The following is a 12,008-nucleotide window of genomic DNA, read 5'->3' on the forward strand; positions in this document are numbered from 1 at the left end:
AAGCGAAAGATACCTTACTAAATCTATTTAAAACGCGATTTGATGATATCACGTATTGATTTTTTCATATTGTTTCTATTACGTTCTTCCATCCATATGTTTTCCTTATTTGTTATATATTCATCATGAATTACTTCTGCTCCATTGAATTTACGTATAATATCTAGTGGCATATCTTCAACTATTTTATCTCCTAGCAGCTTCCAAAGATTATGCCATGTATCCTCACTATTTAGTGAACCATAAAATTTCACTTCAAATCCATCACCCACAATTTCATTATCTGTAACAATATATTCTAAATCTTTTATTGTAGACAATATCATAATATTATTGCCATATCTGTCAACCGCCGCCATCGACTTATACAAAAAATCCGAATTTGTTACCCAAATCCCACATCCATTCTCACTCGTATCATAAATATAATTATTTAATGTTAATTGAGCATTATAATCTATCCATTTTCTTCCAACTTCATCCCGCTCTACATTAGCAGGTTTCTCTAAGTGATAATATTTAATAAATAATTTATTTTTTAATTGCGAACCTGATTGACCTCCATTATGCTTATATTGCTTTAACGTTTCAATGAAATGCCCATCATTAGCGCTCTGCAACTGTATCTCTATATTTTTATAAATTGGTTCCCAAGCAGAAAACTCTCCACCACAAAATTCTGACATATCCTTTTCAAAAATATGCACATCTTTTTGTTCCCCCAGATTTATACTTACAATAATATAGCCATCAAAAACATCGTATTTTCTTGTTGCAATTTTCAAACGAACGCTGAACTTCTCTTCGGTTGTTAAATCTTTAAATAAATATTCATTCATACCGCTTCTCCAAAGACTCAATTTTGACAAATTATAACATATATTCAGAAGAAATGTAACCACTTATTGTAGTCTATAAGCTACACCTCTATAAGCTACACCTCTATATGCTACACGCAAAAAGAAGAGCGTTTCGTCACTAGATTCATGCACCTGATTTTTAATATTATACTTCATCCTATTAGACTAATTATACGAGCATTTGTCGTGTCTATAAAACATATATGTCCTCTAACCATACCCAAAATTATTCTTTCCTCACTGGTGCATAAAAAATCGTAATATGAGCGTTATCATCCCCATAATCAATCATTACATAGTAATCCCGAATCATATACCATGTATGCCAATCTTCAAGAGAATAAACTTCACCAGTTTTAAAGTCCACCAAACATACATCCTTGAATTGACCATCTGCCAAATCAGCTTCTTTGCCTGTCATATTTTCAAACTTCTCTAGGCATTCGGAACATAGACGCTCTGAAAGTCTCTCCCAGTCAATTACACTTTTCTCTCCATAATTAACATCAATTTCAGCAATCCCTCGCTCATGCATTCCTCGGATTATAAACGTACATTCGCCTTCTCCATAAGAAGTAAATATTGTAGAGTTGCCGGACTGTTCAAAAATTTCTTTTCCAGAATCTTCATCATAACATCTCACCTGGCTGTCACTGATACCCCATTTATTGAGACAAATTATACCTATAGAATCAAATCGTCGGTAATAACCCATAAGGCTGTCCCCTCGTTTTCCACACAAGGCACAGTCATTTGAAACATTTGCAGATTCCTCTCCATCAGAAATTATAGATAAACTGGCCTTTGTTTGACAGCCATACAACAGACAACAGACTAACAAATAGGCTAAAAAACATATTTTCTTTTTCATAGTGGCTCCAGGACAATAAAAATGAGAGTCGGTCCATATTTTTTAGACCGTACCTCTCACTTCCGTCTGATTCCCTGTATATAAGTTTTCACAAGAACCCTCTCCTCATCAGCTAAAGAAAGCCATGTGTCCAGCACATGCCGCTGTTCTTCTGACAAATTTACAATCTTATCCTCTTCCATAAAGAATTGAGACAGTGTAATGCCAAAACCATCACAAATCTTTGATAATGTAATAATGTTAGGAAGACTTTTTCTGTTCAGAAGATTGGATAATGTGGATTGCTCAATTCCCGATACCTGCGCTAACCTATATCTTGTCATTTGACGTTTCTCGCACAATTCTTCAATCCGATTTATAACATAGTTTTCATCTAGCAAGTAGACTACACCTCAATTCTGTAATATTATATTACTATCATAAACAGAATTGAGGTATTATATCAGATTGTATTCTAAAAAGTATAATGCTTCATTTTTGAGTAGTATAATTCCAAAAAATATGTCCTTGTTTAATAGGGACTGTCATCTATATTAACATAATTAACTATTTTTTTAAAGAAGTATTTTATTGAGTCCAAAAGTCCAGCACCTCGTTTTCATTGGATAAGTCAGTCACAAATCTTTCTTTTCTAATATGTCCCATACACTTCTGCCCATCTCGCATGTTTTGTTCACTATAATATCAAACGGGCCGCATGTTCAAGGCGACCCGTTCATTTGTAAAGTAATTTAATTGATGTGTTAATGTACCCTATTACAGTTAAAAATGAAATCGTTCCAGTGTATAGATTGGTCTGGTAATTATTTTGCCCTCAACACCGCCATGGGTATTGCCTTTCAGGTAAAGAAGATAATCTGCCTTACCGTCAAAAAGCGCCTTTTTAGCTGTATTTCCAGTCTGCTTACCAGACTTTACCTCAATAACATACCGTGTCCGCTCTTTCAGACTTTGTACGTAAAAGTCGATTTCACCACTCTTATATGTGGCAAACGCTGGTGTCTCAAATGCAATCTGTTGTGGAAAATCCAGCCTTTTCACCAGGTTGATATAAACATAATTTTCATTAAGCGTCCCATTTATGGAAGCCTTGTCAAGACCAGCTTGTGTCATGTAGAAATTCGCAATTCCTAAATCCATAAAATAGCAACGTCTTCCCGGTTTAAAATCAAGAATATCAAGCTCTACAATTTTACCACAGAAGCCGATTATGCCAGAATGATACAACCAATTAATGGCGCGGACCACTGTTGCCTTGGATATATTGCTAGTACTGTCTTTGACAACCAATTTCTGTAATTCTTCCCCTATACTATCTTGTTCCAGCCCTTTTTTCTCTCTGGCAAGTATCCGGCATATATTAAGAAAAATGTCCGCAAAAACACTTACATCCAAAATATCTGTGAAATAACGCATGGATTCATTTAAAAAAGTTTCTATAATCCGCCTTAGTTCTTTGGTAGCAATTTCCAGCGAGCCGCTGGAAAGATATTTTTCCACAACGGCAGGATAACCGCCAATCTGGCAATAAATATTGTATAACTGCTTCAACTGCTCATAATAGTTTTTATCTTCAAACACAGAATTGCCAATCAGAAGATACATCCGAAACAATTCGATGTCTGCAGCTGCCAGATATTCTTCAAATGACAGGGTATAGATGGTCACGCTGGTGACATCGCCACTGGAGAATCGGAACTCCGGCTCCAACACCCGGCCAAGGTAACTGCCAGTCACAATAAAATGGCATTGAAACTGCCTTGTAAACTCCCTTATCCGATTGTATATGTCAGCAGATTCCTGTATTTCGTCAATAATAATAACGGTATCATCAGTATCTTCAAAGCTTTGATCGTAAAGGCAGAAAGCATCATGAAGCGGGTGCTCCGGTCGGGGTGTTCCCGGCATCCATGCAGTTGCCCGATTATAACATTCCAAAAACTGTTTGCCACTTAATTCAAAAAGGTTAATATATATCTTATGTTTGAAGTTCTCGTCTGCAAACTTATTGATGATATAGGTTTTACCAACCTGTCTGGCTCCCCGTACTTCCAGAGTGCTGTTACTGGATTCGTTTTTCCAATCCATAAGCTGCTGATAGACATTTCGTTTAATATACATAGCAAATCTCCCTTCTAAGAGAATATCTTTATTATATCAGATAGGACATGCGGATTCAATGCATGCAAGGTCATATAAAATATTTTAGGAAGCGGCATCTCTGCCGCTTCCCATAGTTCCATTCCCTGAGTTCACTTTCCGGCTCCTGATGACGATTCTATATAGTCCTCATACCCTTTCGGATCAATCTCCCGAAGTAAAGTTTCTTTAAATCGGTATTCTGGATAACTGCAATATCCGCTGCGCCCATATCTCCCAGCTGGGACTGCAAGACCATTACGAATAATCCATACAAGGATTTCCTGCCCATTATGATTGGTATCAATAAATGCACAGTCTTTTTCTCTTTTCCCCTCCAGATTCACCGTAAGAAAATCCCACGGTTCCGGATAGCCGTCTTCCCAACTGTACATCTGGATGGCAAGATTTCCATCCATGTAGGAATTTACCTCCAAAGATATTGAATAAATTTTCCCGTACTTGTTTAATTCAAATCGTCTCTCCATCTTTATTTTTCTCCTTTGTTTCCTTAAGTCCAGCCACAATTAAATTAACGGCCAGACGGTAACCATGCTGAAACATATAGCTGGCCTCATCTAAGCTCTGATCTTCAATTAGTGTAATACATTTTCGGAATAATGCCCACTGCTCCGGTGTCAGCTGTTCCTGCAACTCATCTTGTATAGAAATAATCTCTTTCAAATGATGATTTGAACATGTTTCTCCGGAACAGGCTCCGATTTCCAAATTGCCATAATAGAATTCCTCAAGGAAATTTTCTGGTATCGCTATCGGCAATGTGACTGATTCCGTTTTTTGCGATAAGGATACAGAAATATCTTCCAAAACCTGAATCAGCCTGGGCAGTTGTACCTCAAAAAAATTCTTTCCCATCTGTGTTTCATAAAAGTTCATATTGTTATCCATCCTTCCTGATTTCTCTGGGAACCTCATAAATTCGGAACCCACAATATTTGCCATAACAAGTTATAGAATCATCAATCAGTACTGACAGGTTTCTGAAATAATGACCTTTCTGAAAATCCGATTCACTCAGGACATCATAACATCCATACTCCCTCTCACCGATTTTTATAAGTTGTCCTTTAGCATCACTACCCATGACATTCTCATATTCAATCACGGCCAGTAGTTCTGCATACCCTTTTTCATTTTTGCAGTCAAATCTCCCATAAGCAACCACTCTCTCTTTCAATTTGTACCTCCAGTTTTCTAAGAAGTTTTCTAATTATCAAGAACCATTAAGCTGCAAACTTTCGCTCTCTCCTACAATTTTTTCCTACCCAATCCAACAGCCTCTTTTCTCCCAATTCCTCCATACAGTAATCGTACAGCCTGGGATTGAATTTTTTCAACCTCTTGAATTTACCAAAATCCGTAAGATGGCAGCCCACAGGGCAGAACATACAGCCAGTTCGCTGTTCCCCGGTGCATTGCAGCTTTCCCCCAGATGGAAAAAAGCACATTTGCCCTGGGACTTGTCCTGCCTCTACAACATCTCCATAGGGTTCGGCCAATTCAATGCTATTTTGGAGTTTATATTGAAGAACATCCTGCTCCCGCCAAAATTCCATCGGTCTGCTCATGGGACGGCGGCTTTCAAAACTGTTGCAGCCCGTCCTCAGATACGCTTCTTTCCTTCTAGCAGATTCCTCCGCCATCAATGCCAGAATCGGATGCCTGCCGGTCTGCTTTTCGTACAGGGCAACAGGCTCCTCTTTCTGCTTATCACAGCAAAACGGCGAAATCAGAATATCTGATTCATAGAGCGGCAGCCATTTTATGTACTGCTGACGATAGAGTGATTTTTTTCCTTCCAAATCCAGACCATTCAGCTTATTGAGCGCCCACTGCTTTCCTTGTCTTGCATACCATATAGTCTGTGCCACATCCTTACTCGGAAAGCACCAGCCGTATCGTATAATGATTTCTTTCAGCGGCATCACAGGTTTGAGCACTGTGATATTTTCCTGCCGCCTGACAAACTGCCGGATACCCGGGTATTCCATCCAGGTATCTACAAAAACAGCAGGAATCCGTCTGTCTTCTCTTCTTACGATATCCATGAGAATTGTTGAGTCTTTACCCCCGCTAAAGCTGATGTAAACCCCTTCGGTTCCATATTCGTTGATAAAGCTTCTTACCCGGTTTCTTGTCATTACCACTTTCACCTCTAAAGGCAATGACTGCCGGCAGCGCAGCGTATCCGCGCTAAGGATATATTTCATAACACCACGAACAAATCACTTCGTATCGTGGATAGGCCAATCGGCTTCCCCCTGCTACTTCGCCTGCTGTCCATCTAAGGGCTTTCAACCGTTTTCTCTTTTCATGTCCATACAGGGCTTACTTTCACGCAACTATTTGGCCTTTTCTCTAACGTCCTTACTCACCTTTGACGTTAAACCCGGTTTACCGGGATTTGTTATTACTCCTTTCCCTTAAAAATCAAATACGTCATAACAGCCGCACCGTGTAATGGGCAGTCTTTCCTGTTACAGGGATCGTTGCCCATATGTGTTCTCCTCCTTCCTGCGTAATCACACAGAGGCCAATGCTTTTGCACGGCCTCTTTTTGTTTCTCTTTTTGACTCACTCTCCACAAATCATGACCGTGGTATCAGGCTGCGGCAGAAAGGTCTGCTTTCTCACCTTCCCATTCTTCTCCCATACTGGATACCGCCTCCATCAAATCCGCTTCCAGGACATCCACCAAGAGTTTTCCAGCCAGATGACCATGCCAGATTTTAGCCTTTGTTTCTCTCAATTCCTTAAATTCCTTTTTCCTGAGCCTTATGCTCTCCTTAGCAAGAATAAAGTCCTCCTCCGTGAGACGCTTCTGTATTTCCCGCTGCCATTTCATAATAAAGCGCTTAGCCTTGTTAAAATCTGCATTCTGCTTATCTCCCGTGGTTCGTTTCTGCCTTGCGGTTCCGTCTGGCTCAATCTCCAGCGTATAGTAAGGGCAATCCAGAGCCTCTGTCTTTCTTAAAAATACAATGAAAGACTCCCTCCGCTGGATTCGGCCGAAATAGATATCGGTACGATCCAGGCAGTGTCCGAGGACTGCACCTTCGACGAGAATGTCTTCGACGGTTTTGGGGACAATGATTGTGTATTGTTTATCCCCGTATTCATATTTTTCTTGAATAGATCTACAGATAGAGTCAATATCCGGGTAATGTTCCAATATTTCTTCCGCCTGTTTAACTATCTCCTCTCCACCGCACAGGCTAACTGTCTCATCATGCTTCGCTACCAGATCCTTTGGTTTGAAAACTAGCTCTGCCTCTGTATCCGCTTTCAACCTCGATGCCATAAAAAGGTAATCCCGCCAAGTTGAAATCAGTTCCTTAACCGGCCTACCAGATAAAGCAGATTGTTTTTTCAGATAATTGCAGATTCTTACCAGACTCATTTTTTTCAGGATAAATCCCAAATCTGAGGGTTCTGCCTGCCACTGCTCCAGCTGTTTCAACATTTGATCCGGGTAATTCTTTTTATTCTGTTTCTCATATTTCAGCCATGCGAGATATTGAAAGCCTCCTTTATCCTTCCTCAAACGCCTCATCTGGTTCTTATCAATCCCTAACGCTTTTGCAAAGTCATGGGAGCTGTCTATCTCCAGTTCCCTCTTTCCCCCAAGAATATCTTTTACAACCATTATCAGTCCAGCTTTTGCCAACTGCTCCAAATAAGGCTTTTCTCTCAGTGTTTCCAGATAAACTTCCGGATCTAATCTGTCTGATTGCCTAATCAGCTCACTCAGACCGGTTCTGCTTAATTTTGTGCGGGCGAGATACAGCAGATTCCTACGGTATACGGCGCCCTCATAATCTCTGTTGTCATAATAATACATCCTATATGGATTGTAGCTGACCCGCTCCCCTTTTATCCAACGGGAATAGGAATTTTTATACAGACCATAATAAAATCTTGATGATTCCATTGCGCTGTTATAAATAACCCGCCGTTCCTCGAATATATACAGTTTTGGAGTTTCATACCCGCCTTTCGCATAATGCCGGAGAACTTTAAATTGCCGGAGAACTACATCGTCTCCACAAGGCTGAAGAAGATATGCTGTCTCCGCAGCCGTTTCAAATCTCCCTGTCCTTCCTTTGGCCTTATACTGAATCGTATGACGACAGCATGGGCATTTCCCCATCTTATTATGTTTTGGTTTTTTAATTGGAACTTCCTTCTCACACCATGAACAATACCCAGTCTGTATTTTTTTTCTGGAGTAATCATAGAAAATATAGTTATAGTGGATTGCCTGCTTGTCCACCCAGCGTTCCCAGTCTTTAGGCAGGGCCGGTACTCTTGACATGACAAAATCCCATGGTTCCGTTTCACGTCTGTGGCGTTCCTTCAGCTGTCTTTCACGCACGTCATTCTGATAATTAGAAATCCCGTTATAGCCATCTTCTGCTACATCCAGATACTGCTTCATCAGAAGATTGTCCTCCGGAGCCATATAACTTCTAGAAATTCTGTCATAAAAAATCCAATCCATATGATCAAGAATTGCTGTCTTCCACTTTCTGCGGGCAGTATCCCATGTAAAAAATCGTCCGGTATCCTTATCAATGTACAGCTCATATGCTGGTTTATTGCTGCCCATACGCATATCGTGTGTCTGAAAAAAAGAAACTTTCAAAATTCTTTCAATCACCTGGCAGCGCATATAAATATCGGTTTTATAATTTTCTACAACGGCTCCATACCACGTCTTTTCTTTTACCAGATGATCGTTTTCCGCCATTTTCATCATTTCATCAGTAGCGACCGTTTGATATGTCTTTCTCAGATATTCTTTTTTCATTCTCTATGCAGCCTCCTGCCTTCCCTTAATGCCATACCAGATATCCGGCATAATTTCTTCGCCGTCCACAACATAGATACCTGCTTCCGCGATTCTCTGGCTGTCCGGTTCCTCCTTTAAGAATCCCAGCACATCGCCAATCCGGCCCTTTGCCAGCGGCCTTTTTCCACGTACAACAGTAAATCCCCTATATGCTTCCCCCCGCTCTGTCTCTACTCTGAAATTTGTATCTTTTCTAAATGGGTACTCACAGATATATCGCAGGCTATGGGCGATAAACTCCGGTAATTCCAGTTGTTTTACAAGCCTCAACCTGGTACAGGAAATACGGCTGTCGTTGGCGTCTTCGTCAATGTCACCGTCTGCCAGAACCAGATAGTACAGGGCGCTGTCCCAATCCGGGTAATATGATAGGCAGTCTAGGGGATTTTCTGCACAGTGGAATCCGTTTCTGGCGCAGTTTGCTTCCGTCTCCTCATTCCATGTTCCCAGCTCATACTGGAAACGGTTTCCACACGCTGTACAGGATAGATCCTTGTCAAACCCTTTATAAGCGATTATCATAAATCCGGTGCCCCCCTTCTTCCAATTCATCCCTCGAACCGCTTTTCTGTTCCTTAAAACTATAATACTGCTCTTCTGTCACAATAATATGGTCAACCAGAGGAATCCCCAGCAGTTCACCCGCAGCTTCCAGCTTTTCTGTCATGAGCCTGTCTTCCCGGCTTGGCTCTGCGTCTCCGGACGGATGATTGTGGAAACATACTATCCCTGCCGCATTATTCAGAATGGCATGTTTAAATACCTCCCGCATCTCGACTAAGCAAGCGTTGAGTGTCCCCACCGATACAATCTCCACGGCCATAGGCTCCATTCGTGTATTGACGGACATCACCAGGAATAATTCCCGGTCTGCCGCAGAAATCATAGGTCTCACCATGTCCGCCGCTTCCTGCGGTTCTGTAAACCTGCTAATCCCATATAAACCTGTGCTTTCTCTTACTACCTGCAATCGAATTAAATCCACCCGCTTTCCTGGTATCGGCTGTCTTAACATATTCATTATTTTTTCTTGCTGCAAATACGCTTCCATCATATCCTCCTCTTACACAGTCATTCCTACATCAAACAAAGATATCTGTTCCTCTTCCGATTTGTTTTCTGTCCTGTCTGACGTATTATCCGGCTTTTTCTTTTCTTCTGTTTTTGCTTTTTTTGTCTGCCCTTTGCCTTTCTGCTTGCCTGCTGGCTTTTTACCCTCGATGGAAGTGGATAATTTTTCCAAAAAATTCTCTTCTGCTTCTTTTTCCTTCTGCTCCATCTGTTCCTTGTCATCAAGGGCATAATAATCCTGGACCCAGCTAAACACCGTATCGCTTGTCACAGCAAATCCCACACGAATCCGCTGATTCCTCGATTCCTCATCCACCAGTTCCCATGCTTTTTGCATTAAGTAGTCTACACACCGCTGCAATGTCTTATGGCTCTGAAGAATCTGAAACTCCATTTCCGGATTGCTACACTGTTTCAACAGAGCATTTCCAATGACATCTGCAAAATGGGGGTCTTTTAAATACAGCATTTCATCCAGAAGTTTCGCTCTGGCACTGGCATAAGTTTTCACCGTGTTTCCGCCGTCTACCAGAAAATAATGCTTTCCGGACAAGAATGCCTCAAGATCAGATTTTTTTATCTTGTTTTTTTCCGCAAGTGCTTCCAGGTCTTTCTTAAGTCCCATCTGCTTTAGTTTTGCCGCAAGTTGATTGACTGCCTGAACACTTTCCATCTTTTTAATCATCTTTTCTACCATTGCGTCCTCCTCCATAAAAACAGCCGGAGAAATCGTTTCCCCGGCCTTTCCGTTTTAGGCTGCTTCCATCTCCTGCTGCCCGTCATCCTCTGTCAGTTCTGTTCCTTCCTGCTCCATGTCACCATCTGCTTCCGCCTGTGTTGAACTCTCTCCCGATTCCTGTCCTTCTCCTCTCAGTTCTCTGTCCTCCCGGTCCAGAATATCCAGAAGCGCAAGAATCAATCCTTTGCACCAGATGTTCTCCCAATTCTTATTAAATTCCTGGACTTCAAGAATAACAAGGTCCCAATCTTCTTCCGCAAGCCCCTTTCCGCAAAATTTCTTGTAAAAAGCATAACTCTCATTCATCGCCGCATTATAATCAACAGCTGCAGCCTGATCCAGATTCCCTATGAAAGCCAGGAACAGCGGTTCTTCCTGATAGTTGTCCTTTAAGTCCTCCAGGCTGATTGCCTGAACCCCATTCAGGAAATGATGCATGTCGTTAAACAGGTTCTTCACCAGTGTCTGATAATACATTTTCATCCTCCTTATCATCCGCTAAGATACTTTTAATTCCGCAATATCCAGCTGACCGGTAATCTGCGCCTTTTCTCCGCTCTTTCCCCGTTTCCGTTTACCGGAGCGAAGCTTCTTTTCCATTCGTTTTCTGCACAAAGCCAGCGCCACAGCCAATCCTTCCTGACAGCTCTCTCTCTTCATTTTTAATAAATCCCCGTCCCTGATTGCCTGTTCCAGCACTTCTTCATGGTAAAACAGTCGGTAAGCCTCCCCTGTTTCCCTGTCATCATTTTGCAGTTCACAGAAATGTTCCTGCAGCCATTGATAATCAGGATTCTTTCTGTATGCATTCAGGGCCTTTCCTGCCGCTTCCTTGATTTCGACTTCGTTTGCCATGTAGGACTCGTCCATTACCGGAGGGAGCGGAGAATAATAGCATTCCGGATAGTGTTCTTCCGGCAATGCTTTTTCAATCTGTCTGAGAAATGCCTCAATTCCTTTACGGAGATTGTTTAAATAAATACCGTCAGACAATTCCGCCTCCAAAGCGCCTGTCTGCCTCCACAAATTCCAGCGGTCGTACAGCTCCTGGAGCCGTTCCTCATAACTTTGAGCAATCGACTTCATATCATCTGCCTGTTGGCGATTCCCACTATAGCCCTGACAAACCAGCATCTCCAGCTTTTCGTCATGAGACAATACGCCGCAGATATATCCGCTTTTACAAAACTTACACCCATAACGGTATTTTCCTGCCAGCCTGCCTTCCAATATCTCTTTCCTGTTAAAATCAATATTCCGGCAGTTCCTGCACGATTCTTTTTCCATTCTGCTTCCCTTTCCTTTCTAAGCAGCCATATCAATAAACTCACTTAAATCCATTTGACCCTCTACCTGTCTTTCCAACTTAGGTCCTCCATAGAGCCACCAGTTAAATACGCTTTCTCCATCTTTCCAGTTTCCCTTGGATTTTCCACTGGCGGTTCGGACCTGCAC

14 protein-coding genes are annotated in these 12,008 nt (G+C 41.5%); all 14 read right to left on the reverse strand.

Going from position 1 to position 12,008, the window contains the following annotated elements:
* Positions 1–23 precede the first annotated feature (23 nt).
* Positions 24–839, reverse strand: a complete 816-nt coding sequence (locus ACLTD4_RS15560) for a hypothetical protein (protein ID WP_007858295.1) — start codon at positions 837–839, stop codon at positions 24–26.
* Positions 840–1,086: 247 nt separating this feature from the next.
* The gene (locus ACLTD4_RS15565; RefSeq protein ID WP_007858296.1) at positions 1,087–1,731 is read right to left on the reverse strand and encodes a hypothetical protein; all 645 of its coding nucleotides are present in this window, start codon (positions 1,729–1,731) and stop codon (positions 1,087–1,089) included.
* A gap of 56 nt (positions 1,732–1,787) precedes the next feature.
* Positions 1,788–2,111 (reverse strand): helix-turn-helix domain-containing protein, encoded by a 324-nt coding sequence (locus tag ACLTD4_RS15570; RefSeq protein WP_007858297.1) that lies wholly within the window; start codon positions 2,109–2,111, stop codon positions 1,788–1,790.
* A gap of 382 nt (positions 2,112–2,493) precedes the next feature.
* Positions 2,494–3,852, reverse strand: coding sequence for an ATP-binding protein (locus ACLTD4_RS15575; RefSeq protein WP_007858298.1), 1,359 nt, complete (start codon positions 3,850–3,852; stop codon positions 2,494–2,496).
* A 131-nt stretch (positions 3,853–3,983) separates the two neighbouring features.
* A complete protein-coding gene (locus ACLTD4_RS15580) occupies positions 3,984–4,358 on the reverse strand; it encodes a DUF4313 domain-containing protein (RefSeq protein WP_007858299.1) in 375 nt (124 codons plus the stop codon).
* The gene (locus tag ACLTD4_RS15585; protein WP_007858301.1) at positions 4,342–4,767 is read right to left on the reverse strand and encodes a DUF6809 family protein; all 426 of its coding nucleotides are present in this window, start codon (positions 4,765–4,767) and stop codon (positions 4,342–4,344) included. Before ACLTD4_RS15585 ends, ACLTD4_RS15580 begins: the two co-directional genes overlap by 17 nt.
* 4 nt (positions 4,768–4,771) lie before the next feature.
* On the reverse strand, positions 4,772–5,068 hold the full coding sequence (locus ACLTD4_RS15590; protein WP_007858302.1) for a hypothetical protein: 297 nt from the start codon (positions 5,066–5,068) through the stop codon (positions 4,772–4,774).
* 46 nt (positions 5,069–5,114) lie between these two features.
* The gene (locus ACLTD4_RS15595; RefSeq protein ID WP_117632740.1) at positions 5,115–6,032 is read right to left on the reverse strand and encodes a phosphoadenosine phosphosulfate reductase family protein; all 918 of its coding nucleotides are present in this window, start codon (positions 6,030–6,032) and stop codon (positions 5,115–5,117) included.
* Between the two features lie 461 nt (positions 6,033–6,493).
* Positions 6,494–8,701 (reverse strand): PcfJ domain-containing protein, encoded by a 2,208-nt coding sequence (locus tag ACLTD4_RS15600; RefSeq protein WP_007858304.1) that lies wholly within the window; start codon positions 8,699–8,701, stop codon positions 6,494–6,496.
* 3 nt (positions 8,702–8,704) lie between these two features.
* Positions 8,705–9,265: a hypothetical protein gene (locus ACLTD4_RS15605; RefSeq protein ID WP_007858305.1), complete on the reverse strand. Its 561-nt coding sequence runs from the start codon at positions 9,263–9,265 to the stop codon at positions 8,705–8,707.
* The gene (locus tag ACLTD4_RS15610; RefSeq protein WP_243007949.1) at positions 9,249–9,764 is read right to left on the reverse strand and encodes a JAB domain-containing protein; all 516 of its coding nucleotides are present in this window, start codon (positions 9,762–9,764) and stop codon (positions 9,249–9,251) included. The genes ACLTD4_RS15605 and ACLTD4_RS15610 overlap by 17 nt, the downstream gene beginning before the upstream one ends.
* 42 nt (positions 9,765–9,806) lie before the next feature.
* On the reverse strand, positions 9,807–10,511 hold the full coding sequence (locus tag ACLTD4_RS15615) for a Cas9 inhibitor AcrIIA9 family protein (RefSeq protein WP_007858307.1): 705 nt from the start codon (positions 10,509–10,511) through the stop codon (positions 9,807–9,809).
* A 54-nt stretch (positions 10,512–10,565) separates the two neighbouring features.
* Positions 10,566–11,030: a hypothetical protein gene (locus tag ACLTD4_RS15620; protein ID WP_007858308.1), complete on the reverse strand. Its 465-nt coding sequence runs from the start codon at positions 11,028–11,030 to the stop codon at positions 10,566–10,568.
* Positions 11,031–11,051: 21 nt separating this feature from the next.
* Positions 11,052–11,840 (reverse strand): hypothetical protein, encoded by a 789-nt coding sequence (locus tag ACLTD4_RS15625; protein WP_007858309.1) that lies wholly within the window; start codon positions 11,838–11,840, stop codon positions 11,052–11,054.
* Positions 11,841–12,008: the final 168 nt, after the last annotated feature.

The sequence above is a fragment of the Hungatella sp. genome (genome assembly GCF_046966825.1).

Bases quoted from the DNA above. Each gene is read 5' to 3' on its own strand.
- ACLTD4_RS15580 (WP_007858299.1), bottom strand. From the start codon at position 4,358: ATGGAGAGACGATTTGAATTAAACAAGTACGGGAAAATTTATTCAATA.
- ACLTD4_RS15620 (WP_007858308.1), bottom strand. From the start codon at position 11,030: ATGTATTATCAGACACTGGTGAAGAACCTGTTTAACGACATGCATCAT.
- ACLTD4_RS15575 (WP_007858298.1), bottom strand. From the start codon at position 3,852: ATGTATATTAAACGAAATGTCTATCAGCAGCTTATGGATTGGAAAAAC.
- ACLTD4_RS15610 (WP_243007949.1), bottom strand. From the start codon at position 9,764: ATGAATATGTTAAGACAGCCGATACCAGGAAAGCGGGTGGATTTAATT.
- ACLTD4_RS15595 (WP_117632740.1), bottom strand. From the start codon at position 6,032: ATGACAAGAAACCGGGTAAGAAGCTTTATCAACGAATATGGAACCGAA.
- ACLTD4_RS15605 (WP_007858305.1), bottom strand. From the start codon at position 9,265: ATGATAATCGCTTATAAAGGGTTTGACAAGGATCTATCCTGTACAGCG.
- ACLTD4_RS15600 (WP_007858304.1), bottom strand. From the start codon at position 8,701: ATGAAAAAAGAATATCTGAGAAAGACATATCAAACGGTCGCTACTGAT.
- ACLTD4_RS15565 (WP_007858296.1), bottom strand. From the start codon at position 1,731: ATGAAAAAGAAAATATGTTTTTTAGCCTATTTGTTAGTCTGTTGTCTG.
- ACLTD4_RS15625 (WP_007858309.1), bottom strand. From the start codon at position 11,840: ATGGAAAAAGAATCGTGCAGGAACTGCCGGAATATTGATTTTAACAGG.
- ACLTD4_RS15615 (WP_007858307.1), bottom strand. From the start codon at position 10,511: ATGGTAGAAAAGATGATTAAAAAGATGGAAAGTGTTCAGGCAGTCAAT.
- ACLTD4_RS15585 (WP_007858301.1), bottom strand. From the start codon at position 4,767: ATGAACTTTTATGAAACACAGATGGGAAAGAATTTTTTTGAGGTACAA.
- ACLTD4_RS15560 (WP_007858295.1), bottom strand. From the start codon at position 839: ATGAATGAATATTTATTTAAAGATTTAACAACCGAAGAGAAGTTCAGC.